General features: G+C 59.0%; 28 protein-coding genes. 16 read left to right on the top strand and 12 right to left on the bottom strand.

Annotated features, from left to right (window positions below; genetic code table 11):
- Positions 1–4 precede the first annotated feature (4 nt).
- A complete protein-coding gene (locus tag CFA77_RS01830) occupies positions 5–595 on the top strand; it encodes a thymidine kinase (protein ID WP_206992005.1) in 591 nt (196 codons plus the stop codon).
- On the opposite strand, the gene hemW is transcribed toward CFA77_RS01830, so the two are convergent.
- Both hemW and rdgB read right to left on the bottom strand, forming a co-directional pair.
- Complete coding sequence (gene hemW, locus CFA77_RS01825) at positions 596–1,762, bottom strand: radical SAM family heme chaperone HemW (RefSeq protein WP_206992004.1); 1,167 nt, start codon at positions 1,760–1,762, stop codon at positions 596–598.
- 2 nt (positions 1,763–1,764) lie between these two features.
- Entirely contained in the window at positions 1,765–2,373 is a 609-nt protein-coding gene (rdgB, locus tag CFA77_RS01820; RefSeq protein WP_371822984.1) for an RdgB/HAM1 family non-canonical purine NTP pyrophosphatase, read from the bottom strand.
- Positions 2,374–2,506: 133 nt separating this feature from the next.
- Here rdgB and CFA77_RS01815 point away from each other — a divergent pair, with 133 nt between their 5' ends.
- The 5 genes from CFA77_RS01815 to CFA77_RS01795 all read left to right on the top strand — a co-directional run bounded on the left by CFA77_RS01815 (position 2,507) and on the right by CFA77_RS01795 (position 4,714).
- Complete coding sequence (locus tag CFA77_RS01815) at positions 2,507–3,028, top strand: DUF2975 domain-containing protein (RefSeq protein WP_242517450.1); 522 nt, start codon at positions 2,507–2,509, stop codon at positions 3,026–3,028.
- 11 nt (positions 3,029–3,039) lie between these two features.
- Positions 3,040–3,279 (top strand): helix-turn-helix transcriptional regulator, encoded by a 240-nt coding sequence (locus CFA77_RS01810; protein ID WP_027839066.1) that lies wholly within the window; start codon positions 3,040–3,042, stop codon positions 3,277–3,279.
- Entirely contained in the window at positions 3,280–3,666 is a 387-nt protein-coding gene (locus CFA77_RS01805; RefSeq protein ID WP_206992002.1) for a hypothetical protein, read from the top strand.
- Between the two features lie 42 nt (positions 3,667–3,708).
- Positions 3,709–4,206 (top strand): CreA family protein, encoded by a 498-nt coding sequence (locus CFA77_RS01800; protein ID WP_206992001.1) that lies wholly within the window; start codon positions 3,709–3,711, stop codon positions 4,204–4,206.
- Positions 4,207–4,273: 67 nt separating this feature from the next.
- Positions 4,274–4,714 carry a group III truncated hemoglobin gene (locus CFA77_RS01795; protein ID WP_206992000.1) on the top strand — a complete coding sequence of 147 codons (441 nt, stop codon included), beginning with the start codon at positions 4,274–4,276 and terminating at the stop codon, positions 4,712–4,714.
- Here CFA77_RS01795 and rph read toward each other — a convergent pair.
- Positions 4,711–5,436, bottom strand: coding sequence for a ribonuclease PH (rph, locus tag CFA77_RS01790; protein ID WP_256434947.1), 726 nt, complete (start codon positions 5,434–5,436; stop codon positions 4,711–4,713). The genes CFA77_RS01795 and rph overlap by 4 nt on opposite strands.
- 89 nt (positions 5,437–5,525) lie before the next feature.
- On the opposite strand from rph, the gene CFA77_RS01785 reads away from it, so the two are divergent.
- The 3 genes from CFA77_RS01785 to CFA77_RS01775 all read left to right on the top strand — a co-directional run bounded on the left by CFA77_RS01785 (position 5,526) and on the right by CFA77_RS01775 (position 8,964).
- Entirely contained in the window at positions 5,526–7,196 is a 1,671-nt protein-coding gene (locus CFA77_RS01785) for a formate--tetrahydrofolate ligase (RefSeq protein ID WP_206991999.1), read from the top strand.
- Between the two features lie 65 nt (positions 7,197–7,261).
- On the top strand, positions 7,262–8,353 hold the full coding sequence (gene hrcA / locus CFA77_RS01780; RefSeq protein WP_206991998.1) for a heat-inducible transcriptional repressor HrcA: 1,092 nt from the start codon (positions 7,262–7,264) through the stop codon (positions 8,351–8,353).
- Positions 8,350–8,964 carry a nucleotide exchange factor GrpE gene (locus CFA77_RS01775; protein ID WP_206991997.1) on the top strand — a complete coding sequence of 205 codons (615 nt, stop codon included), beginning with the start codon at positions 8,350–8,352 and terminating at the stop codon, positions 8,962–8,964. The genes hrcA and CFA77_RS01775 overlap by 4 nt, the downstream gene beginning before the upstream one ends.
- On the opposite strand, the gene CFA77_RS01770 is transcribed toward CFA77_RS01775, so the two are convergent.
- The gene (locus tag CFA77_RS01770; RefSeq protein ID WP_206991996.1) at positions 8,965–9,801 is read right to left on the bottom strand and encodes an SMP-30/gluconolactonase/LRE family protein; all 837 of its coding nucleotides are present in this window, start codon (positions 9,799–9,801) and stop codon (positions 8,965–8,967) included.
- 77 nt (positions 9,802–9,878) lie between these two features.
- On the bottom strand, positions 9,879–10,091 hold the full coding sequence (locus CFA77_RS01765; protein ID WP_051608005.1) for a DUF2061 domain-containing protein: 213 nt from the start codon (positions 10,089–10,091) through the stop codon (positions 9,879–9,881).
- 304 nt (positions 10,092–10,395) lie between these two features.
- On the opposite strand from CFA77_RS01765, the gene dnaK reads away from it, so the two are divergent.
- Positions 10,396–12,309, top strand: coding sequence for a molecular chaperone DnaK (dnaK, locus tag CFA77_RS01760; RefSeq protein WP_034816917.1), 1,914 nt, complete (start codon positions 10,396–10,398; stop codon positions 12,307–12,309).
- Between the two features lie 74 nt (positions 12,310–12,383).
- Here the strand turns inward: dnaK and CFA77_RS01755 are convergent, their stop codons facing one another.
- Together CFA77_RS01755 and CFA77_RS01750 are read right to left on the bottom strand one after the other, a co-directional pair.
- The gene (locus tag CFA77_RS01755; RefSeq protein WP_206991995.1) at positions 12,384–12,692 is read right to left on the bottom strand and encodes a PilZ domain-containing protein; all 309 of its coding nucleotides are present in this window, start codon (positions 12,690–12,692) and stop codon (positions 12,384–12,386) included.
- A gap of 72 nt (positions 12,693–12,764) precedes the next feature.
- A complete protein-coding gene (locus tag CFA77_RS01750; protein ID WP_206991994.1) occupies positions 12,765–13,754 on the bottom strand; it encodes an NADPH:quinone oxidoreductase family protein in 990 nt (329 codons plus the stop codon).
- Positions 13,755–13,853: 99 nt separating this feature from the next.
- Here CFA77_RS01750 and CFA77_RS01745 point away from each other — a divergent pair, with 99 nt between their 5' ends.
- Genes CFA77_RS01745 through CFA77_RS01735 form a run of 3 tightly spaced genes read left to right on the top strand, consistent with a single transcriptional unit; the run spans position 13,854 to position 15,572 of the window.
- Positions 13,854–14,726: an isoaspartyl peptidase/L-asparaginase family protein gene (locus tag CFA77_RS01745; RefSeq protein ID WP_206991993.1), complete on the top strand. Its 873-nt coding sequence runs from the start codon at positions 13,854–13,856 to the stop codon at positions 14,724–14,726.
- The gene (locus CFA77_RS01740; protein ID WP_206991992.1) at positions 14,726–15,046 is read left to right on the top strand and encodes a hypothetical protein; all 321 of its coding nucleotides are present in this window, start codon (positions 14,726–14,728) and stop codon (positions 15,044–15,046) included. Before CFA77_RS01745 ends, CFA77_RS01740 begins: the two co-directional genes overlap by 1 nt.
- A 1-nt stretch (position 15,047) precedes the next feature.
- Complete coding sequence (locus tag CFA77_RS01735) at positions 15,048–15,572, top strand: RNA methyltransferase (RefSeq protein ID WP_206991991.1); 525 nt, start codon at positions 15,048–15,050, stop codon at positions 15,570–15,572.
- Here the strand turns inward: CFA77_RS01735 and CFA77_RS01730 are convergent, their stop codons facing one another.
- Together CFA77_RS01730 and CFA77_RS01725 are read right to left on the bottom strand one after the other, a co-directional pair.
- Positions 15,573–16,247, bottom strand: a complete 675-nt coding sequence (locus CFA77_RS01730) for a cupin domain-containing protein (RefSeq protein ID WP_206991990.1) — start codon at positions 16,245–16,247, stop codon at positions 15,573–15,575.
- Positions 16,248–16,250: 3 nt separating this feature from the next.
- Complete coding sequence (locus tag CFA77_RS01725) at positions 16,251–16,847, bottom strand: sigma-70 family RNA polymerase sigma factor (protein WP_233347860.1); 597 nt, start codon at positions 16,845–16,847, stop codon at positions 16,251–16,253.
- A gap of 193 nt (positions 16,848–17,040) precedes the next feature.
- Here CFA77_RS01725 and CFA77_RS01720 point away from each other — a divergent pair, with 193 nt between their 5' ends.
- Positions 17,041–17,541, top strand: coding sequence for an invasion associated locus B family protein (locus CFA77_RS01720; RefSeq protein ID WP_242517449.1), 501 nt, complete (start codon positions 17,041–17,043; stop codon positions 17,539–17,541).
- On the opposite strand, the gene CFA77_RS01715 is transcribed toward CFA77_RS01720, so the two are convergent.
- Entirely contained in the window at positions 17,538–18,431 is an 894-nt protein-coding gene (locus CFA77_RS01715) for a 1-acyl-sn-glycerol-3-phosphate acyltransferase (RefSeq protein ID WP_242517448.1), read from the bottom strand. The genes CFA77_RS01720 and CFA77_RS01715 overlap by 4 nt on opposite strands.
- On the opposite strand from CFA77_RS01715, the gene CFA77_RS01710 reads away from it, so the two are divergent.
- Positions 18,336–18,992 (top strand): DJ-1/PfpI family protein, encoded by a 657-nt coding sequence (locus CFA77_RS01710; RefSeq protein ID WP_206991987.1) that lies wholly within the window; start codon positions 18,336–18,338, stop codon positions 18,990–18,992. The genes CFA77_RS01715 and CFA77_RS01710 overlap by 96 nt on opposite strands.
- On the opposite strand, the gene CFA77_RS01705 is transcribed toward CFA77_RS01710, so the two are convergent.
- Positions 18,989–19,633 (bottom strand): OmpA family protein, encoded by a 645-nt coding sequence (locus tag CFA77_RS01705; protein ID WP_034816901.1) that lies wholly within the window; start codon positions 19,631–19,633, stop codon positions 18,989–18,991. The two genes, CFA77_RS01710 and CFA77_RS01705, sit on opposite strands and share 4 nt — an antisense overlap.
- A gap of 175 nt (positions 19,634–19,808) precedes the next feature.
- Here CFA77_RS01705 and rlmN point away from each other — a divergent pair, with 175 nt between their 5' ends.
- Positions 19,809–20,969, top strand: coding sequence for a 23S rRNA (adenine(2503)-C(2))-methyltransferase RlmN (gene rlmN / locus CFA77_RS01700; protein ID WP_206991986.1), 1,161 nt, complete (start codon positions 19,809–19,811; stop codon positions 20,967–20,969).
- 51 nt (positions 20,970–21,020) lie between these two features.
- On the opposite strand, the gene CFA77_RS01695 is transcribed toward rlmN, so the two are convergent.
- Complete coding sequence (locus CFA77_RS01695; RefSeq protein ID WP_206991985.1) at positions 21,021–21,524, bottom strand: PadR family transcriptional regulator; 504 nt, start codon at positions 21,522–21,524, stop codon at positions 21,021–21,023.
- Positions 21,525–21,647: the final 123 nt, after the last annotated feature.

The raw sequence follows: 21,647 nt of genomic DNA, 5'->3' as shown, positions 1-21,647 counted from the left end.
CTTCATGGCCAAGCTCTATTTCTCCTATGCCGCAATGAATGCCGGCAAGTCGACGATCCTGTTGCAGGCGGCCTACAACTACCGCGAACGCGGTATGGAGGTACTTCTCCTCACATCCGCGCTCTACAAGGATGATGAGGAAGGGCACATTTCATCCCGGATTGGCATCGGCGCCGACGCGGTTCTCTATACGGCGGACACGGATTTGTATGCGCTTATCGGCGATGCGATGGCCGGTCACAAGATGAGCGCGATATTCGTCGATGAGGCGCAATTCCTGACCAAGACGCAAGCTTGGCAGCTCGCGCGTGTCGCGGACCATCTGAATGTACCTGTGCTGGCCTATGGCCTGCGAACAGATTTCCAGGGAGAACTGTTCGAGGGGTCCGCCGCGCTGCTGGCGATTGCCGACTCGCTGCGGGAGATCCGCACGATCTGCGAGTGCGGCCGGAAGGCCACGATGGTTGTGCGGCTTGGTCCGGATGGAAAAGCCCTTACCGAAGGCGAACAGGTCAGCATCGCAAAGGCGACTTACCTCTCGCTTTGCCGCCGCCATTGGGAGGAACGCATGGGACGCTTCCCACCTGCACCTTGATCAGGGAGACAATTCAGCAGTCAGGGCATCTGCGAGAAGCCGTCCGCGCGCGGTAAGGGCGAGCCTTGGTCCGTCTTGCACCATCCAGCCTTCTTCAACAAACACATCGATCTTGGCCTGCGAGAGTGTCCGGCCTGAAATGCTTTCGATCCTTGTCCGGTCGATCCCGGATGATGGTCGCAATCCCATGGCCAGCAACTCTCTTGCATTGTCTAGCGGGTACAGCTTGGACGCCTCAGACCATCCCGACGCAAGAGCTTGCACGTTTGCGATATAGGCCGCCGGCTGACGCTCAGCCTCTGAGGCATAACGGTTTCCACCTACGCTGAGCCGACCATGCGCACCAGGACCCACACCGATCCAGTCACCGCCATTCCAGTAGATGTTGTTGTGACGAGACTGGTATTTTTCCGACATGGCATGATTGGAGATCTCGTAAGCAGGCAAGCCGGCTGCAGAAAGCACATCTTGCGTCAGCTCGTACAAATCGGCCTGGTCATCATCGTCCATCGGAGTCATCTGGCCGCGAGCCGCCGCCTTGCCGAAGGCCGTACGCTCCTCGATCGTCAGTTCGTACAGGGATATATGGGGCGCACCATACTCCAGAACATCTGCAAGCTCCGCCTGCCACTCATCCTCTGACTGGCCGGGTCGGGCATAGATCAGGTCGATTGAGACATTCGGGAATATCTTCATGGCCCGCTTCAAGGCTGCGCGCGCGACGTCGCTATCATGATCACGGCCCAAAAAAGCCAATGCATGATCCCGAAGAGATTGTATGCCGATGGAAAGCCGGTTGATACCTGCCGCCTTCAGCCCCTCAAGGTCCATGCGCATGATGTCATTCGGATTGGCTTCAATTGTAATTTCAGCATCGTGTTTCAGGCCGAAACTGTCACCGGCAGCAGTGACCAGCCCGGCAATGGCGTCGGGGGCCAGCAAGGACGGCGTCCCTCCCCCAAGATAAAGACTGTCCGCCGCCCCATGCTCTGGCATGCGCGGACGATGGATCGCAATATCTTTCCGGATTGCCTTCAACAAGGGTTCCAGGTCGCGGTCCTTGGCTGCGTACACATTGAAGTCGCAGTATGGGCAGATCTTCGCACAGTACGGCCAGTGGATGTAGACTCCAAATCCATATTGTGGACCGAACTGAGCGAATTCCATCGTCACGATAGCAGCGCCGCTTTGAGCTTCTCGACCGCCCGTGCGCGGTGGCTCATCGCGTGTTTCAAAGCGGGCTCCATTTCGCCAAACGTAATCGATTCCCCTTCTGCGACAAAAACAGAATCGTATCCGAAGCCCTTGTTCCCACGTGGCGGCCAGGTCAGCTCCCCATGGACTTCGCCCTCAAACACCTCCGCATGACCGTCTGGCCAGACAATGGCCAGCGCGCAGACAAATTTCGCCGAACGGTTGGTGGCGCCAATATCATCGAGTTCGCGCTGAACTTTCTCCATCGCCTTGCCAAAGTCGCGCGGTTCGCCCGCCCATCGGGCTGAGTAAATGCCCGGCGCGCCGCCCAAAGCTGTAACAGACAGGCCAGAATCGTCGGACAGCGCCGGAGCACCCGTAGCCTCAGCCGCCGCCCGCGCCTTGAGGATTGCATTGCCGGCAAACGTCGCTTCGGTTTCTTCCGGTTCGGGCAAGTCGAGCTCAATCGCCGAGACGACCTCAAAGCCCAGAGGCGCGAACAGATCCGTCAGCTCGGATACTTTGCCCTTATTATGGGTCGCCGCGACCAGCCGTCCGGGCGAGAGCCTTCGAATCATGCTAATTTCACCCATTCTGTATTGGCCCTATTCTTGCTTTTGTCATTAAAGTATATATCGTTATTCGGTAAGCCTTGCGTCTTTAGCGATAAAGTCGAGCGGCTCCATGTCAACAACGCCGGAAGGTGAAAAGATACGCATGAGTACAAACGCGGGAAACTCCATGGCCGCCATCATGACCGTGCTGGTGACGATTGTCATGTGGATGACTGCCCTCATCGGCGCAATCGTTATCCTCGCAGCCGGGATAGAATTGATCTCCATGTTGTCAGGCAATCCAATCAATATTGGCGGCATCAAGATCGACGACCATGATATCAGCGTGCACGAACTCAGCGCCGGCCTGCTCGGCGCCGTCGTGGTGGTCGCTGCGGTCGTCTTTGTCTGTCTTGAATTGCGCAAGATCCTCGCAACCCTGTCTGCAGGTGACCCGTTCGTACCGGATAATGCTGGTCGGCTCACGCGAATCGCCATTGCCATCGCCGTGACACAACTGATGCGGTACGCGATCGCATTGGTGATCGGACTGACAGCCGAAGGGGCAAAAATACAATTGTCTTTCGACCTTATCGCATGGGCATCGGTTGCGGCGCTCTTCATCCTGTCCCAAGTCTTCCGTGAGGGCACCCGCCTTCGCGACGAAGAAAAAATGACAATTTAGGAGCACAGGATATGTCCATACGCGTAACCCTCGACCGAGTGCTTCTAGATCGCCGCATGTCTCTGACGGAGTTATCAGAACGCGTTGGCGTAACGCTGGCCAATCTTTCGATCCTGAAAACCGGCAAGGCCAAAGCAGTGCGGTTCTCCACACTTGAAGCCTTGTGCCGGGAACTGGATTGCCAGCCAGGTGATTTGCTTGTCTTCGACGACGAGGATTCGGCGGACCATGAACAAGTCGCGGCCGAATAGGTGACGCGTCTCCGCCTCCTGCCGTTCGAACCAGGCGATGTCGTTTCGGTCCGGTTTGGAGTGGTCCTGTCGCATTATGGCGTAGTGACCTCCCGCGGGACAATCATCAGCAATTCCCGCCTGCATGATGGTGTCGTCGAACAAAGCCCCGATCAGTTTTCGACCGGTCGTGAGATTCGCCTGCACCGTCGCTACAGCTCGCTGGATGGCCACCTCGTGGAAAGCCGCGCCCGTCGCCAGCTCGGCCGTGACTATGATCTGTTCGGCTCCAATTGCGGCCATCTCGTCCGCCATGCGCACCGCCGCAAGCCGACGCCAATGCAGATTGGGGCAGCGACTGTCCGCGCATTGGGCGACATGCTATCCAGCAAGCGAAATCCTTACTGACTCAGACAAGGAACGTCGAAGGCCTTTCGGCGTAGCTACAGCATGACCCACAAGATTGCCTGCGCGATGCTCGCCCTGATCCTGCCCCTTGCTGCGTGTGGCGGTGACAAGGAAGTCGGCGAATTCAAGAATGACTGGCTCGGCAATGAGATCAAGATCAAGCAGTTACAGGATCCCGATATTCAGGGCATCGTCTGCCATCTCTCTTATTTTGATCGTGGCGTCTGGGACAGGCTTGGCAAGGGCAACTGGTTTGAAAACCCGTCCAATTCCTCGATATCATGCCTTCAGTCGGGCCCGATCCGCATTGGTCGGATTGATCTGGACAAGTCCGGCGAGGAAGTGTTCGACCAGAACCAGAGCCTGGTCTTCAAGCAACTTGCCGTCCGCCGGATTTACGATGCCGATTCCGACAGCCTGATGTACGTCTCCTACAGCCGCAAGATCGTCGACGGCTCTGCCAAGATGAGCCTGTCGACCGTGCCGCTGTTTGGGCGTGATGTGACCTGGCAAAATGGGAAGCCGGCTTCCGGCAATTAGTCCACCGACACATGTTTTCGGCAATTACGTATGGACGCCGGACAGTTCGGCGCCCATGTGCGGCTGCATGACAATGAGAGTCCGATCTGCTGATGATCGTCGCCGCGAGATTCAGGAAAACGCCACGCGCCTCGGCATCGACGAGGCGTTCATTTCCGATCTTGTCGAGCGGTTCTATGCCCGCGTCCGCGCCCATCCCCTTCTGGGCCCGGTTTTCGAGCAAGAGATCAGAGACCAGTGGCCATCCCACCTCGCCAAGTTGAAGGATTTCTGGTCCTCGGTGTCCATGAACACGGGTCGCTATTCCGGCAAGCCTTTCCCGGCCCATATGAAATTGACGGGCATCACGCCCGCCCATTTCAATATCTGGCTCGCCCTGTTCAGATTGACGCTGGAAGACCTGTCGCACAATCCGGAAACGGTGGACTACTTCATGGAACGCGCCAATCGCATAGCCCGCAGCTTCCAGCTCGGCATGTTCGAACTGGGCAACGGCCCCGGCATTTAGCCCAGCGCGGCCTTCTGCGCGTCGAACAGTTCCATACAGCCTTTTTCCGCGAGTCTCAGCATTTCATCGAGCTCAGGACGGGTCATCGGGCGCTCTTCGCCGGTGCCTTGCACCTCGATAAAACCACCATCGGAACTCATCACGACATTCATGTCGGCTTCACCGCGCGAATCTTCCGGATAGTCGACATCCAGAACCGGGTGGTCCTGGTAGATGCCCACAGAAATGGCGGCCGCCTGCTTTGTGATTGGATCCGCAGAAATCACGCCTTCGGCGCGCAGGTAGCGACAGGCCATGGCCAAGGCAACAAATCCGCCGGTGATCGAAGCCGTGCGCGTGCCGCCATCGGCCTGCAACACGTCACAATCTATGGTGATCTGGTTCTCGCCCAGCGCCTTCAAGTCACACACTGAACGCAGGGAGCGACCAATCAGGCGCTGAATTTCCTGCGTGCGACCGGACTGTTTGCCGGAGGCTGCTTCCCGCCGACCGCGTGTATGTGTTGCGCGCGGCAACATGCCATACTCAGCGGTGACCCAGCCCTTGCCCTGCCCTTTCATCCAAGGCGGGACGTTCTTTTCCCAACTGGCGGTGCACAGGACATGCGTGTTGCCGAACTTGGCGAGGCATGAGCCTTCAGCATAGCGCGTGACATTGGTCTCCAGCGTCACGTCGCGAAGCTGGTCAAAAGCGCGTCCGGATGGACGAATAAGCGTGCTCATTTTGAATTCCTCATTGCTGCCCTGCCTGATTGCGGGTTTTGACGCGCCTGTCTACACCGGGAGAGAGGTTCATAACCGCCGGGGGAATCATGCCGACAGATATCGAGATCGCCAGAAGCGCCAAGAAGCGCCCTATTCACGAATTGGCCGAAGCGCTCGAGATCGATCCAGAAAACATTATACCCTATGGCCATGACAAGGCGAAGATCGCAACCGGTCACCTGACGGCGATAAAATCAAAGCCCAATGGCAAGCTGATCCTGGTCACCGCGATCAACCCGACACCTGCTGGCGAAGGCAAGACCACAACCAGTGTCGGACTGACAGACGCAATGAACCGGATCGGCGAGCGCACCTTGCTCTGCCTCCGTGAACCTTCGCTCGGCCCCTGTTTCGGGATGAAGGGCGGAGCCACAGGCGGCGGCCAGGCGCAAGTGGTGCCGATGGAGGACATCAACCTCCACTTCACGGGTGACTTCCACGCGATCACCTCCGCCCACAATTTGCTGGCGGCCATGATCGACAATCACGTCCATTGGGGCGGGGACAGCGGCATCGATCCCACACGGATCACATGGCGCCGCGTCATGGACATGAATGACCGCAATCTGCGCAGTGTCGTAACGGGCCTCGGCGGCAGCCCGAATGGCACACCGATGGAAACCGGCTTCGACATCACTGTCGCATCCGAAATCATGGCAATCCTCTGCCTGGCAAAGGATGCCCACGACTTGCAAGCCCGGCTGGAGCGCATGGTGATCGGCTATCGCCGGGGGCGCGTGCCTGTCACGGCGAAAGACATGAATGCGGTCGGTGCCATGATGGTCCTTCTGAAGGACGCCATGCTGCCCAATCTGGTCCAGACCCTGGAGGGCAACCCAGCACTCATTCATGGCGGCCCGTTTGCCAATATTGCGCATGGCTGCAGCTCTGTGATCGCCACGCAGGCCGCACTCAAGATGGCAGATTTCGTCGTAACAGAAGCTGGCTTCGGAGCAGATCTCGGCGCTGAGAAGTTCTTCAATATCAAATGCCGCCAGGCTGGCCTCGCGCCCAGCGCTGCGGTGCTCGTCGCGACCGTTCGCGCGCTGAAGATGCATGGCGGCATCGCCAAGGAAGACGCCGGCACCGTCAGTTACGACTCGCTCGAAAAGGGCCTTGCCAATCTTGGCCGTCATATCGAGAACATGAAACAGTTCAACGTCCCGGTCGTCGTGGCAATCAACCGGTTTACCTCGGACACATCCGGTGAAATCGCCGCAATTGAAGCCTACTGTGCCCAACAGGACGTACCTGTCTCCGTCTGCACGCACTGGGCTGAAGGGGGGCATGGCGCCGAACACCTTGCGCACACAGTTGCCAATCTTGCGCGAAACGCACCGGCAGATTTCGAACCGCTCTATCCGCCGGAAATGCCTCTCTTTGACAAGATCGAAACCGTGGCCCGGCGCATCTATCGTGCCAGCCATGTCGAGACGACCCCTTCGGTACGCAACCAGCTGGAACGTTGGGAAAAGGCAGGCTTCGGCCATTTCCCTGTCTGTATGGCAAAGACGCCCTACAGTTTTTCAAGCGATGCCAAACTGATTGGCGCGCCCGAAGACCATGTTCTCAAGCTTCGTGACGTGCGCCTGTCTGCGGGCGCGGAGTTCGTCGTGGGAATCTGTGGTGACATTGTCACCATGCCGGGTCTTCCCCGCCAGCCTGCTGCGGAAAACATGCACCTCAACACCCTGGGTCAAATCGAAGGCCTTTCCTGATTGGTGCTCAGCAGGCGGGATGAAACCTGTTGAACGCAGCGCGGCACACGCCTAATCAATAAGGGATGATCCAGCCACTCGACACGCAATCCCTGTTGCAGCGCCTTGACCAGCGTTCACGCGACATTTTCCGTGAGATTGTCGAAGGCTATCTGACCACAGGCGAGCCTGTCGGCTCCCGCACCTTGTCGAAAAGCGGGATAGCCCTCTCTCCTGCCTCCATCCGCAATGTGATGGCGGATCTGACTGAACTCGGCCTGCTGGAATCGCCCCACATCTCTGCCGGACGCGCGCCGACCCATACCGGCCTGCGCCTGTTCGTCGACGGCTTTCTCGAAATCGGAGAGCCCAGCCGCGCCGACCGTATGGAGATTGATGACCGCCTCAAGTCGGCGGGCACCAATATCGAAGCGGTCATGGGCGAAGCCTCGAATATCCTGTCCGGCCTGACCGGCGGTGCAGGCCTGGTCACGTCCCCAACCCGCGACGCGGTGGTCAGGCATGCCGAATTCGTACCGCTCGGCGGACGCGAAGCGCTCTGCGTTATCGTCACAGAGGATGGCGATGTCGAGAACCGTATCGTTGAAGTGCCCGAAGGGCTGCCGGCAACGACACTGATCGAGGCGGGTAATTATCTCTCAACGCGCGTGCGCGGTCGCACCCTGACGGAAGTTGCCAGCGATATCCGTCAGGAATTGCGCTCGCATCGCGCCGCGTTGGATCAGGCCGCATCCTCGCTGGTGGAACAGGGACTGGCGCAATGGAGCGGTGATGCACCCGGACGGGGACGCTCCCTGATCGTGAGAGGCCGTGCCAATTTGCTCGAAGACGCACAGGCCGCAGAAGATCTCGACCGGGTACGCCAGCTGTTCAACGAGCTTGAACGCCAGCAAAGCTTGCTCGATATCCTCGACACAACCCGAGAAGCGGACGGTGTGCGGCTGTTCATTGGTGCGGAGAACCAGCTTTTCCCGCTATCGGGTTCAAGTGTGATTGTGGCTCCCTATATGGGAGGCGGAAAACAGGTTATTGGCGCACTGGGCGTGATCGGCCCCACCCGGCTGAACTATGCCCGCGTCATACCTATGGTCGATTATACGGCGAAAGTGGTCGGGGAACTCCTCTCCACACGCCGCAAAAAGGATACGCAAGGATGAGCGACGAAACCAAACCCGGCGAAACCGCTGAAATTGATTCCAATACTTCCAAGGCTGACCTCAAAGCGGCTGCGGACGATATCCTGAAGTCTGCGCCCAAGCAGGAAGACGCACCCGAAGCGCAAGCGGACGTGGATCCTGTGCAGCGACTTGAGATCGAGAAAGAAGAGCTGCGCGAGCAATTGCTGCGAACGCTGGCCGACCTCGACAATACGCGCAAGCGCGCCGAGCGTCAGGTGTCCGACGCGCGCGTCTACGCCATCGAGAAATTTGCCGGCGACCTGCTCAGCGTTTCGGATAACCTCTCCCGCGCCCTCGCCGCCCTGACCGATGAAGATCGCGCCGCCCTGTCAGAAGCTGGCCGGAACCTGTTCGAAGGCATCGAGATGACGGAGAAGGAGCTGCACACAGCCCTCGCCCGTCATGGCGTTACGGTGATTGCCGCCCTGCCCGGCGACACATTCGACCCGAACCTGCATCAGGCCGTCGCCAACATCCCGTCCGACCAGCCAAACGGCACCATCGCCTCCTGCTTCCAGCCCGGCTGGAAGATCGGCGAGCGCACCTTGCGCGCCGCCATGGTCGCCGTCAGCGCAGGCGCGGCGAACTGATCAACGCCCCACCTTCCACATCGTAACGGTGTTCTGCCGCCAGTTCGGCACGATGACCGTATCGCCGATCACCGTCAGGTCATTCTGAGAGACCGGTTCATTAAACAGGGTGGCGACCGCGCCATCCTCGCCGACATAGTGGATCTGGCCGGGCCAGGACGAGACGAGATAGCCGCCGCCCGGCACGAGCCCGATCCCGTCGGCATTTTCCATGCCGGCGGCAATCTCGGTCAATTCGCCCTCTGCGGTCACGCTGAACAAGCTGCCGGTTGTCATGGTAGAGACCAGCATCCGGTCGCCATCGCCCAACAGGCCATTCACGCCCGCCAGCTGCTCATCCTGCAGCCAAAGCTCAGCCGTACCGTCTGATATCCGGTAGATCGCCGCATCACCGGAATCCGACACATAGATCGCGCCGTTCCAGTCGGTCGCATCATTGAGAAATTTGGCGCCCTCAATGCGGACTGAGTCCAGTCGCTCGCCGTCTTCGACGTTGAACATCACCACGCTATCAATGTCGGCGGCATACAGAGTCCCGTCCAGCACGGCCATGCCCTTGGGCGCGTCCAGTTTCGCTGTCCAGTAGCGCGTCGTGACACTGCCGTCGGCTGCAAGATGAGAAATGTAGCCATTCCCATCCTTGTCAGTCCCCTCTCCGACCACGTTCGAAATGAAGTATCCGCCATCCGGCGCAGCAGCGACACCTTCTGGACTTTCAAAGCCTTCCGCAATCCAGGCCTGCTCAATGCTCGCCACAGAGAGCGCCTTGTTGACGGGCTCTGACGTGCAGGCCGCCAATAGACAGATGGAAAAGATTGGAACGAAGGTGCGGATCATCTGGAGCCTCCCCGGCTTCTGCTTTTTTGGCACTATGCCCGGCAGGATACCCAAACGTCCAGAAGTTCCGGGATAATTCAGCCCAGCGGCTCGGGCGCGGTGCGCCCACGGCCGGGCAGGCGCTCCCACAGCCGCTCATGAAACGTGTAGGCGAGGGTCTGCACGGCCGGTTCAATCATTCCGATGGCCAGCGCCGCATGCCAGTTACGCGTCAGGGCAAACGCCACGGCAATAGCGACCGTAAAGTGCATCAGGCTGTATGTGAGTGTCTTGATGAGTTGGCGCGGCATGATATTTCCTTTCACACCAACTGACATAGTGAGACTGAGAACCATTATCAAATAAATTGCTGTTGGGGTTGCTATAGGGCTGACCTATAGCAGCAATGCACCAAAATCCTGTACAGCTACGTATTGTTCCCCCCTTGAGACGCGCTAAACCCTTCCCATATCGCAAGACGAACCGGCGCACGGATCAAAACCGTTTCCGCCGCCTCATTTGAACCCTTGGAAAGAGCCACTGGCTGTCCGGGGCTGCTGAGCAGACCGCAACAGAACACGGCCCGTGGCGGCTTGATAAAAAGAGAGATGCAACATGAGCAAAATCATTGGTATTGACCTTGGAACCACCAACTCCTGCGTCGCCGTCATGGAAGGCGGACAGGCAAAGGTCATTGAAAACGCAGAAGGCCAGCGCACAACCCCGTCCGTTGTGGCCTTCACTGAAGGCGGCGAACGCCTGATCGGCATGCCGGCCCGGCGCCAGGCTGTCACCAACCCGGATTTCACCTTCTACGCCATCAAGCGTCTGATCGGTCGCCAGTTCGACGACCCAACCGCGCAGAAGGACAAGGAAATTTCCCCGTTCGAAATCGTCAAAGGCCCGGCAGGCGACGCCTGGGTCAAAGGTCGCGACAAGGATTACGCACCACAGGAAGTGTCTGCTTTCATCCTGACCAAGATGAAGGAAACGGCTGAAGCCTATCTCGGCAGCGAAGTGACCCAGGCGGTCATCACCGTGCCTGCCTACTTCAATGATGCGCAACGCCAGGCAACCAAAGACGCCGGCAAGATCGCGGGTCTTGAAGTCCTGCGGATCATCAACGAGCCAACCGCTGCGGCCCTCGCCTACGGCCTCGACAAGGACGAACAGTCCAAGACGATCGCCGTATATGACCTTGGCGGTGGTACGTTCGACGTCTCCCTGCTCGAAATCGGCGACGGTGTGTTCGAAGTGCTGTCCACCAATGGTGACACGTTCCTCGGCGGTGAAGACTTCGACCTCCGGATCGTCGACTTCCTTGCAGAAGAGTTCAAGAAGGATCAGGGCATTGACCTGAAAGCCGACAAGCTTGCCCTTCAGCGACTCAAGGAAGAAGCCGAGAAAGCCAAGAAAGAGCTTTCCTCTGCCAGCCAGTATGAAGTGAACCTTCCCTTCATCACGGCAGATGCGACCGGCCCCAAGCACCTCAATATCAAGCTGACGCGCGCCAAGTTCGAAAGCCTTGTCGAAGACCTCGTCAAGCGCACCATCGAACCGTGCAAGAAAGCGCTCGCAGATGCTGGCAAGTCTCCTTCCGACATCGACGAAGTCGTTCTCGTGGGCGGCATGACCCGTATGCCGGCGGTTCAGGAAGCCGTGAAGAAATTCTTCGGCCGCGAGCCGCACAAGGGCGTGAACCCGGATGAAGTTGTTGCCATCGGTGCAGCGATCCAGGGCGGCGTGCTGCAAGGCGACGTGAAAGACGTGGTCCTGCTTGACGTGACCCCGCTCTCGCTCGGTATTGAAACACTGGGCGGCGTGTTCACACGCCTGATCGACCGCAACACGACGATCCCGACCAAGAAGTCCCAGGTGTTCTCGACGGCTGACGACAATCAGCCTGCCGTGACGATCAAGGTCTTCCAGGGCGAGCGCGAAATGGCCGTCGACAACAAGATGCTCGGCCAGTTCAATCTCGAAGGCATCCCGCCAGCACCGCGCGGCTTGCCTCAGATCGAAGTGACCTTTGACATCGACGCCAACGGCATCGTGTCCGTGTCCGCCAAGGACAAGGCCACGGGTAAAGAGCAGCAGATCACCATCCAGGCGGACGGTGGCCTGACGGACGAGGACATCAAGAACATGATGGCCGACGCCGAAGCCAATGCGGGCGAGGACAAGGCACGCCGCGAACTCGTCGAAGCCAAGAACCAGGCCGAAGCGCTGGTGCACCAGACCGAAAAACAGGTCGAGGAGCATGGCGACAAGGTGTCTGACGAGGTGAAAGCCGAGATCAAGACGGCGTCCGACGAGCTGAAAGAGGCCCGTGAGGGCGACAACATCGCTGACATCCAGGCCAAGCATCAGGCCCTGATGACGGCCGCCATGAAGCTCGGCGAGGCAATCTATGCCAGCCAGCAGGATGAGGCGGCCACTGCGGACGCAGCCGCCGATGCGGCAGCCGACGGCGATGATGTGGTCGATGCCGACTTCGAGGAAGTCGATGGCGACCAGAAGTCTGCCTAAGGCGGCTGACTACACCTAAAAGAAAAACCCGCCGGATCGCTCCGGCGGGTTTTTTCGTCCCGGTTCCCAAAAGGCTAAGGGCGTGGCGGGCGCACGAACTTTGCTCCGACCAGAATACCGCTCTGCCAACGCTTCTCGCATGGCACAACCAGCTCCATTGAGCCGTCAGGCTTCAGTATCTGGAGTTCAAACGTCTCCGGCACCGCCCAGATTTCGGTCAATTTGAGTTTGGCTCCTGTCGATGACAGGTCTCGGATCCCCACATCGAACGAACTGTGGCGGTGGTTTACGACAATTCTCCCACGCCGCAACATCCGCATGCGCGGATCGTCACGTCCATTCGCAGGAGGTGCGTTTGCCTGTGTTTGGCTTTTATCTGACATGACAGAACTATGCGCGACACAGGCTTTGGTTCAGGCGTTAACTGTCATTCGCACGGCGAATGACAGTTGGAATCAGATCACGACCACCACCTTGCCCTGCGCTTTCCGGTCCATCAGCTCCTGAATGGCATCGGCTGACTTTTCCAGCGGATATGTATTCGAGATGTGCGGACGGATCTTACCTTCACCATACAGCTTGAACAGTTCAGCGACATTCTGCTGGTGAGCCTTCGGGTCACGCGCCACCGCTGCGCCCCAGAACACGCCGCGAATGTCGCAACTTTTCAGCAGGGTCAGGTTGAGCGGCAGCTTTGGGATACCGGCAGGAAAGCCGATCACGAGAAAACGCCCTTCCCAGTTCATGGCCCGCACCGAGGGCTCGGCATAATTGCCACCGACACCGTCATAAATAATGTCCACGCCGCCGCCGGACACTTCCTTGATGTCGTTGGAGAACGCTTTCTGACCGTCCCGATCAAGCTCACGCGCATAGACGAGGCCTTTGTCGGCGCCTTTTGAGAGGCAAAAATCCACCTTTTCCTGTGTCGAGCAGGCCGCGATCACTTCAAGGCCCATCGCCTTGCCAAGCTCAACGGCTGCAATGCCAACGCCGCCAGCCGCACCCAGAACGAGCAGTTTCTCACCCGGCTTCGGGTCAGCGCGGTCCTTGAGAGCATAATAGCTGGTGCCATACGTCATCAGAAACGCGGCCGCTTCTTCAAACGGCATGCCTTCCGGGATTGGCATTACGGCATGCTGGGCCGCGACGGCATATTCCGCCATACCGCCATTCCCGATCGAGGCCAGAACGCGGTCACCCACTTTCACATGGGAAACGCCTTCGCCCACTTCCTTGACGAACCCGGCGATCTCGCCACCCGGCGAGAATGGGCGCGGTGGCTTGAACTGGTACATGTCCTGAATGATCAGCGAATCCGGGAAATTCACCCCGCACGCCTTTACTTCTATCAGCACCTGACCTTTGCCGCATTCCGGCATCGGGGCATCTTCAATGACCAGACTGTCCGGTCCGCCTACTTCTTTGGAGAGCACTGCTTTCATGGCTGCGACTTCCTTCCCATCTTGTTGTTTCTGCTGTCAGACGGTAGCGGTGTGCCCGATAAAAGTCCAAGCCTGACGTAGCGGAGAGGTAGCAGTCAAATGGCAAAGAAATGGGCCCTGGCCCTGCATGGTGGCGCCGGGCCGATCCCGGGGAATGACTATTCCCTGCAGGAAGCCCATTTGGCGACCCTGTTGAAGAATGGTGCCGAACGCTTGCGGGACGGCGAAGCCGCTCTGGACGTCGTCGAAGTGATGGTTCAGGGGCTTGAAGAGTCCGGCCTGTATCTTGCCGGAAAGGGCGCTGCACCAAACCTCGACGGCGCGTATGAGCTGGACGCCGCCATCATGGACGGTCGCAACCGCACAGCCGGAGCGGTCGGCGCTCTGCAGGGATACCGCAATCCGGTCTCCTGCGCGCGCGCGGTCATGGAACAGACCCCCAATGTTTTGCTGATTGCAGACGGGGCCCGAAAGCTGCTGGCCAAATCGGGCCTGGTCATGATCGACGATCCGGACGCTTACTATGACCCCGTCGATGAACTGACGACACAGGACATGATCAACTCGACCGGAACCGTGGGGGCAGTTGCGCTCGACATTTATGGTGACCTGTCAGCTGCAACCTCTACGGCCGGCATTCGCGGCAAAACGCCCGGCCGGCTGGGCGATACTCCCCTGCCCGGCGCGGGCACATGGGCAGATGAACGTTGCGCCGTGTCGTGCACCGGACTGGGTGAATATTTCATTCGCGCAGCTGCAGCCGCAGACGTCTCGGCGCGCATCCGCTATGCCGGAGCCGGACTGGAAGCCGCCGTCCAAGGCGCATTGGATGATGTGCGCATGCTGGGAGGACAAGGCGGCATGATCGCCGTATCCGCCGAAGGAGACATATCCGCGCTCTGGAATTCGTCTGGCCTGAAACGCGCCATGGCGGATTCAAATGGACGATTTGAAGTGGGCACGTTCGGCTGATGAATATTCTTCTTTTCATAGTGTTGGGTTTGGCCGTGTTCGCCCTGATGCTCGCCCTGCAGATGCGCTGGATGATTTCGGTAGCGTTGCGCCGTGCTCTGACGGAAAAATTTGGCGGACTCCCCTCAGACATCGAGTACCGCGAAGGCGTCGCTGATGCCGGACGGCGTGTCTCGCATACGGATATCGCAACTCATCTCAACCAAACCTATCCGAACCAGCTCGGACACCTGCGCCTTGCGCGGCGCGTTTCGGTTTACACACTGCCTGTGATTATCGGCCTGCTCGTGATCCTCAGGTTTGGACTGGAGGCTTTCTGATATGCGCGGCTATTTTGCGATCGGCTCTGAACGTATCTCGAAACCCATGAATCTTGGCGCGCTGATGCGTACAGCGAATGCCTTCGGGGCAAGCTTTGTGTTTTCCATCAATGCCGAGCATCGCCTGCGGGCAGCCTACCAGGCCGACACGTCAAAAACTGCCGGACAAGTGCCTTACTATCAGTGGGACAATGTTGACGAAATGCAGTTGCCCCGCGGGTGTCAGATGGTCGGCATCGAGCTGACGGATGATGCTGTAATGCTGCCCACCTTCCGGCATCCTCCGCAGGCGGCCTATATGCTGGGCCCTGAAAAAGGGGACTTGTCACCCGACATCCTCGCGCGCTGTGATCATGTCGTGAAAATTCCGACCAAGTTTTGTATCAATGTCAGCCTTGCCGGCGCGCTCGTCATGTACGATCGCCATCTGTCGATGGGCGGCTATGCTCCGCGCCCGATCATGCCTGGCGGCACTGGCGGAGATGGCCTCAGCCGAACATATGTTCCCGGTCGCGACCGCAAATAGTCAGCGCCCCAGCACACGCTGGATCACACCCATGATCCCCGTGAACTGTAGTCCCGCATCCCGCACTGCAAGGGCGAAACAAACTTCGCCCGGATCACCGACGGGCTGGTGCGTGTCGTCCGGCCCCTTGACCGCCAGGTCGCCGGGACCGTAACTGCCGGTCTCATCCGAAAATCCGCCTGCCACCACGAGTGTGAACTCCGTACCGCCGTGCGAATGCCGGGGCACTTTGGCATTGGGCTGTATACGGTAAAGCTCGATCTCGAGGTCGCTGCCAACATCAAGTTTCATGCGTCGGATGCCCGGCGCGTTCGCCTGCCATCCGGCAGCATCAAATGCCTCCAACGCCTTGTCGCGCAAGGGCATGGGCAGGCACGCCAATTCGGCGTCTCCAGTGAAATCCGTAGCGGTCACGCTATCTCCGCTTTCGAGCGCATCAATCAGCTCAAGTGCGCGAGCCCCTGCTCCGGCTGACATCTGAACGGGCTCTGCTGTTTCCAGCATGAAACCGGACACCGCTTCACTTGCGGCAAGCGCGCCACGCACATCACGCCGTAACATGCTCTGGGTCTCGAGTAGCAACGCAAATGCCGGATCAAGCTGACCCGCCGCATAGGCCGAATAGAGCTCGCTATAGGATGAAGTAGCTGGCTGCTGCATCATGTCATGTTCCATTCACTACGTGTCGGCATCTCCGCCCTCCGGTTCCAATTGGCCACGCAGGCGGCCGAAAGCCAGCCGGATTCGTGACTTCACCGTTCCCAGGGGCAGGTTGAATTTTGTGGCGATTTCGGAATGCGACAAGCCCTCATAGAAGGCGGCCTGCAGCAATTCGAGCTGTTCGGGGGGCAGCTTCACCAACTCGGCCCGAACCGTCTCCTCGATCTGAACCCGATCCAGCGCCGCATCCGGCTGCTCTATATCCGGTGGCCGAAGCATGGGTTCATCCGCATCGAGGTCGGGCCGACTGGCCCGGCGGAATTTGTCGATGCGCCGATTGCGTGCGACACGGAAAATCCAGGTCGAGACCGACGCCTGTTTGCGGTCGTACATGCCCGCCTTGCGCCAGACAGTCACCATGACGTCTTGCGCCAGATCCTCGGCCTCCAGCGCGCTTGCGCCCAACCGCAACATGTAACTCTTCACCCGCGGGGCGTAGAAGTCGAACAATTCCGAAAAAGAGGCCCGACACTTATCGGAGGCAATCAGGGCCATGCAGTCTGCATGACGCTGTCGCACATCCGGGGAAATCGTCGTTGTTACAGTGTCGTTCACACAAGAACTTTCAGTTTACATGTTCCAGACACTATCGTGGCGGCTCACATGGAACGCAACCGCCTGAACGAACAAGCTGGCGTGATCTGCAGAGGCAGCTGACATGCCGTAGTTTAGCCTTAACCCTGTTGTCTTTATGATGCTGGGAATGCTCCGCGCAAATGGGAATGTATAGAATATGCAAACACTGAGATTGAGCCGGAAAACTCTGACCGTGCTGACCCTTGTGGCTGCGCTTGCCGTGCCCATGGCCTCTGCCAGCCCTTCGGCGATCGGTCGATACAAGGATTGGTCGGTCTTTACCGACACCGCGAATGGAGAAACCATCTGCTATGCAGCGACACAAGCCACCGACAAGGCCCCCCGCGCGGCCGATCATGGCGATGTGTGGTTCTATGTCACCAATTGGAAATCCGGTCGCGCGCGCAACCAACCGAGCTTGAAAGTCGGCTTTGACTTGCGGGAAGACCTGGCGCCGAAGGCCAGCGTAGGACGGTCGTCCTGGGCCATGTTTGGCGTCGGGCGTGAAGCGTTCGCAGATGATTCCGACGATTCCCGGATTGTTTCGGCCCTTCGCAAGGGGTCAGAACTCCGGATTGAAGCCGTTTCCCAGCGCAACACGCAAGTGGCCTATCATTTCTCGCTGAGCGGCTCGGCAGCGGCCATCGACAAGGCCTCCGCAATCTGCCGCTAAGACGCCTGACCCGGTAGACAGAAGCGCTCAGGATGGCGGCCTTTCGCATCGCGATAGTGCGAAATGATCACGTCCATATCGGTCTCGAAATCCCCGCCAGGCATGATCGGTCCCTCCAGCCGCATTTCCCTGGTTCCAAAATCAAGCACGGCGCTGAACAAGGGCACATTGGCGGATTGGGCGATATGCCAAAACCCAGTTTTCCAGACCGGATTTGCATTGCGCGTCCCTTCAGGCGCGATCGCGAGGTGGAGCGTATCCGCCGCGTCGAACGCCTCCTTCATCAGCGACACGACATCCTTCGATTTTGACCGCTCAACCGGCACGCAGCCTGCTCGCCGGAGCAAGCCACCAAACGGCCCTTGCACGAGGGAAGCCTTGCCCATCCAACTGAGCTTTTGTCGGTACCAGCCTGCAATGGCGAGCATGACCAGCCCGTCATAATTGGAGGTGTGAGGCGCGGCTATGATCACGGATTTGGAGACGTCCGGCCAGTCTGTGGCGACATGCCAGCCCGTCGCTTTCAGAAACATCCAGGAGAGCCCGCGAATGCCTTCGGAGAAGAGGCCCCGATAAGGCGCTGACTGACCGAAACGGCCTCGCGGATTATGGGTCGGAACGGAGTCCTGCATGTTCCGATCCTCTTCGCGTTCGGTGTTGAACGCTTGTATAGGTGCTGCGATCAGGAAAGTCGTGCAAATATCGACCGGCATCACGCCGCCGGACTCGCTACGACGTGTGGCGACTGCTATCAATACCGCACCGGCAATCTGGGGCTGGAATCGGAGTGCATCATGAATATCGGCTTTGTCCTTTTCCCGAATGTGACTCAACTCGATTTCACCGGCCCTCTCCAGATACTCCACCGTATGCCCGGCGCGGAAACCCATATTCTCGCAAAATCCCCTGATCCTGTGCCGAGCGATTGCGGCCTAGGCCTCGTGCCGACCGGCACATTCGCAGATGCGCCCGATCTCGACATGATCCTCGTGCCGGGCGGGTTTGGTGTGGTCGATGCGCTCGCTGACGGGGAAACGATGGATTTCGTTCACAAGGCCGGCGCGGCAGCAACCTATGTGACGTCCGTCTGCACGGGCGCTTTCATACTCGGTGCAGCAGGCCTGTTAAACGGCAAAAAGGCGACCACCCATTGGGCCTATCACCATCTGCTGCCGCTGGTCGGCGCTGTGCCCACCGAAGCGCGCTGCGTTCGGGACGGCACCACCTATACCGGTGGGGGCGTTACCGCCGGCATCGATTTCGCGCTTCAGATTGTCATGGAAATTTCGGGCCAGAACGTGGCCGAAGGAATTCAGCTGGCAGTGGAATATGATCCTGCACCGCCCGCCCATTCGGGCCATCCTTCCACGGCAAACGCGCAATTGCTCGCCGCCATGGAAAAACGGTATGCAGACCCCATCGAGGCGATGAGGTCTGCAATTTCAGCTTAGTAGCTTTCCTGCGTGATCGGCGTCAGGATGATTTCCACGCGGCGGTTGGCGGCGCGGCCCTCAGCAGTCGCATTGTCCGCGATTGGCTGGGTCTCACCCATACCAACAGCCGCAAGGCGAACTGGCGTGACACCCTGGTTCACGAGATAGGAACGGACCGATTCTGCACGGCGACGGGACAGGTCCATATTGTAGTCGTCCGGGCCGTCAGAGCTGGCATGACCAATGATATCCACGGCGGTCGATGGATAGTCGACCAGCGTCAGGCTGACATCGTTCAGCGCGCTATAGAAGTTCGGCTGGATCGTGGCACTGTTCACGGAGAAAGTGATGTTGGACGGCATGGTCAACGCGATCTGATCGCCCTGGCGCTCAACACCAATGCCCGTGCCAGCGGTTTGCTCGCGCAGGCGGCGCTCCTGTTTGTCCATATAGTCACCGGCTGCGGCGCCAGCAATTGCACCCACGGCTGCGCCAATTGCAGCGTTGCGGCCATCGTCGCCACCTGCAAGCGTACCTGCACCAGCGCCAAGAATGGCCCCGACGCCAGCGCCGGTCAGAACCCGTTGGCTCGGCCCGGTTTCACAGGCTGGAAGGGCAATCAGGGGAAGCGCAAGCAGCGCATAGGAAAGGCGTTTCATGTCATCAGCTCCTTTGGAAAGGACAGCCCGGAATTGGGCACGCTTATTAACGCGTGGGTCAGTCTTTCCGTTCCATCGATGACAAAACAATGGCGATCCTCATTAACTCCCCGTAATGTGAGGCCTGCAGCCAGCAATTCCTTCAACCGCTTCAGCGTGTTATAGGCGCCGCATCATGAAAATCGAACTTGACCTCACCCGGCGCGGCGACGCTGCATCCCCTGCCCCCCGCTCATTGGCGGGCCTGTCCCTTCCTGCTCTGAAAGCAGAGATGGAAGCGCTTGGTCTGGAGCCGAAGAAAGCTGGCATGCGCGCAAAACAGTTGCGCCGCTGGATGCACCATTTCGGTGTTCAGGAATTTGACGGCATGACCGATGTCGCCAAGGACCTGCGCGCGGAGCTGGGCGAGAAATTCATCCTCACCCGGCCCGAGATTGCAGATCACCAGGTCTCTCGCGATGGCACGCAGAAATGGCTGGCCCGCTTCGGCCCCGGCATCGAAGGCGAGAGCGTCTATATTCCCGATGTCGGCAAGGCAGGTGCTCTCTGCGTGTCCAGCCAGGTCGGCTGCACTCTGAACTGCACCTTCTGCCATACCGGCACACAAAAGCTCGTTCGCAATCTGACCGCACAGGAAATCGTCTCACAGGTATTGATCGCGCGGGACGCGCTGGATGGCTGGCCGAGTGATGAAGAAGACCGACGCCTGACGAATATTGTTTTCATGGGCATGGGCGAACCGCTCTACAATCTGGACAATGTCGCCGAAGCGATCGACACGATCAGTGACGGCGATGGCATAGCAATTGGCCGGCGCCGCATCACCGTATCCACGGCGGGTGTCGCGCCGAAGATCGTAGAGCTCGGCGAACGCACAAATGCCATGCTCGCCATCTCGCTGCACGCGACGAATGATGATCTGCGCAATGAGATTGTTCCGATTAATCGCAAGTACAATCTGAAGGAACTGTTCGAGGCGATCCGCGCCTATCCCGGCCTGGGCAATTCCCGCCGGGTGACGTTTGAATATGTCATGCTGAAGGGCGTCAATGACAGCCTTGCTGAAGCGCGCGACCTCGTCCGCCTTCTGAGAGGCGTGCCGGCAAAGATCAACCTCATACCGTTCAACCCCTGGCCGGGCAGCCCTTATGAATGCTCTGACTGGGACACAATCGAGGAATTCGCCGAAGTGCTGAATCAGGCGGGCTATGCGTCCCCGATCCGCACACCGCGCGGACGCGACATTCTCGCCGCCTGCGGACAATTGCGCTCCGAGAGCGTCAAGAAGTCCGCCGCTGAAAAGCGCCGCGAAGCGCTGGAAGCCGCTGCCGAATAGAAAAGGAGAGGCATCGCCTCCCCTTCTCCGCTGTGAATCCGGTCAAACCGGCTAGGCGCCTTTCAGCGCGGCGATCCGCTCTTGGGCATCCGTCAGGATATCCGCGATCGCCTTGCGCGTCTCGCCATCATTCGACGCCGACCGGGCCGCATCTCGCACGGCGTGGCGTAGTCGATGCATCGCCCCGCGCACATCCTGCGGATCTTCGGGTCGATCGCTCTCCTGAAGGTCGGCGAGACGGGCCTCGATCGCCTCGATTGTCGCGGCTGAATCTTCGCGCTCTTTGCTGCCGTCTTTCGTCAGGCGAAACGTCCGGCGCTGACCATCCATTTCCGCCTCGACCAGGCCGAGGTCCAGGAGGGCCTCCAGCGCAGGATAGATCACGCCGGGACTGGGGACATATGCCCCGCCCGTCCGGCTCTCGATCTCACGGATCAAGTCATAGCCGTGGCGGGCTTCCTCCGAGACAAGCCCCAGGATCAACAGGCGCAGATCGCCATGATTCAGGGGCCGACGGCGTCCGCCGCGATGACCATCCGCTCTACCATGTCTCATACCGCGTCGACCTCCATGCACGGGTCCATTTTCTCGTGTGCCGCAACCTGCGCCACGACGATGTTTCATGTTTCTATTTCGATACGTCATTTGAAGTCCTTTCGATATATCTAAACCTCAGAT

Source organism: Hyphomonas sp. KY3 (genome assembly GCF_017309975.1).
Lineage (GTDB): Bacteria > Pseudomonadota > Alphaproteobacteria > Caulobacterales > Hyphomonadaceae > Hyphomonas.
The sequence above is the reverse complement of the archived record's forward strand: the minus strand, read 5'-3'. Positions and strand labels throughout refer to the sequence as shown.

Excerpts from the sequence above, each read along its gene's own strand:
- CFA77_RS01830 (WP_206992005.1), top strand. The coding sequence starts at position 5 with ATGGCCAAGCTCTATTTCTCCTATGCCGCAATGAATGCCGGCAAGTCG.
- hemW (WP_206992004.1), bottom strand. The coding sequence starts at position 1,762 with ATGGAATTCGCTCAGTTCGGTCCACAATATGGATTTGGAGTCTACATC.
- CFA77_RS01815 (WP_242517450.1), top strand. The coding sequence starts at position 2,507 with ATGAGTACAAACGCGGGAAACTCCATGGCCGCCATCATGACCGTGCTG.
- CFA77_RS01810 (WP_027839066.1), top strand. The coding sequence starts at position 3,040 with ATGTCCATACGCGTAACCCTCGACCGAGTGCTTCTAGATCGCCGCATG.
- CFA77_RS01800 (WP_206992001.1), top strand. The coding sequence starts at position 3,709 with ATGACCCACAAGATTGCCTGCGCGATGCTCGCCCTGATCCTGCCCCTT.
- CFA77_RS01795 (WP_206992000.1), top strand. The coding sequence starts at position 4,274 with ATGACAATGAGAGTCCGATCTGCTGATGATCGTCGCCGCGAGATTCAG.
- rph (WP_256434947.1), bottom strand. The coding sequence starts at position 5,436 with ATGAGCACGCTTATTCGTCCATCCGGACGCGCTTTTGACCAGCTTCGC.
- CFA77_RS01785 (WP_206991999.1), top strand. The coding sequence starts at position 5,526 with ATGCCGACAGATATCGAGATCGCCAGAAGCGCCAAGAAGCGCCCTATT.
- hrcA (WP_206991998.1), top strand. The coding sequence starts at position 7,262 with ATGATCCAGCCACTCGACACGCAATCCCTGTTGCAGCGCCTTGACCAG.
- CFA77_RS01775 (WP_206991997.1), top strand. The coding sequence starts at position 8,350 with ATGAGCGACGAAACCAAACCCGGCGAAACCGCTGAAATTGATTCCAAT.
- CFA77_RS01770 (WP_206991996.1), bottom strand. The coding sequence starts at position 9,801 with ATGATCCGCACCTTCGTTCCAATCTTTTCCATCTGTCTATTGGCGGCC.
- CFA77_RS01765 (WP_051608005.1), bottom strand. The coding sequence starts at position 10,091 with ATGCCGCGCCAACTCATCAAGACACTCACATACAGCCTGATGCACTTT.
- dnaK (WP_034816917.1), top strand. The coding sequence starts at position 10,396 with ATGAGCAAAATCATTGGTATTGACCTTGGAACCACCAACTCCTGCGTC.
- CFA77_RS01755 (WP_206991995.1), bottom strand. The coding sequence starts at position 12,692 with ATGTCAGATAAAAGCCAAACACAGGCAAACGCACCTCCTGCGAATGGA.
- CFA77_RS01750 (WP_206991994.1), bottom strand. The coding sequence starts at position 13,754 with ATGAAAGCAGTGCTCTCCAAAGAAGTAGGCGGACCGGACAGTCTGGTC.
- CFA77_RS01745 (WP_206991993.1), top strand. The coding sequence starts at position 13,854 with ATGGCAAAGAAATGGGCCCTGGCCCTGCATGGTGGCGCCGGGCCGATC.
- CFA77_RS01740 (WP_206991992.1), top strand. The coding sequence starts at position 14,726 with ATGAATATTCTTCTTTTCATAGTGTTGGGTTTGGCCGTGTTCGCCCTG.
- CFA77_RS01735 (WP_206991991.1), top strand. The coding sequence starts at position 15,048 with ATGCGCGGCTATTTTGCGATCGGCTCTGAACGTATCTCGAAACCCATG.
- CFA77_RS01730 (WP_206991990.1), bottom strand. The coding sequence starts at position 16,247 with ATGGAACATGACATGATGCAGCAGCCAGCTACTTCATCCTATAGCGAG.
- CFA77_RS01710 (WP_206991987.1), top strand. The coding sequence starts at position 18,336 with ATGAATATCGGCTTTGTCCTTTTCCCGAATGTGACTCAACTCGATTTC.
- CFA77_RS01715 (WP_242517448.1), bottom strand. The coding sequence starts at position 18,431 with ATGGGTTTCCGCGCCGGGCATACGGTGGAGTATCTGGAGAGGGCCGGT.
- CFA77_RS01705 (WP_034816901.1), bottom strand. The coding sequence starts at position 19,633 with ATGAAACGCCTTTCCTATGCGCTGCTTGCGCTTCCCCTGATTGCCCTT.
- rlmN (WP_206991986.1), top strand. The coding sequence starts at position 19,809 with ATGAAAATCGAACTTGACCTCACCCGGCGCGGCGACGCTGCATCCCCT.
- CFA77_RS01695 (WP_206991985.1), bottom strand. The coding sequence starts at position 21,524 with ATGAGACATGGTAGAGCGGATGGTCATCGCGGCGGACGCCGTCGGCCC.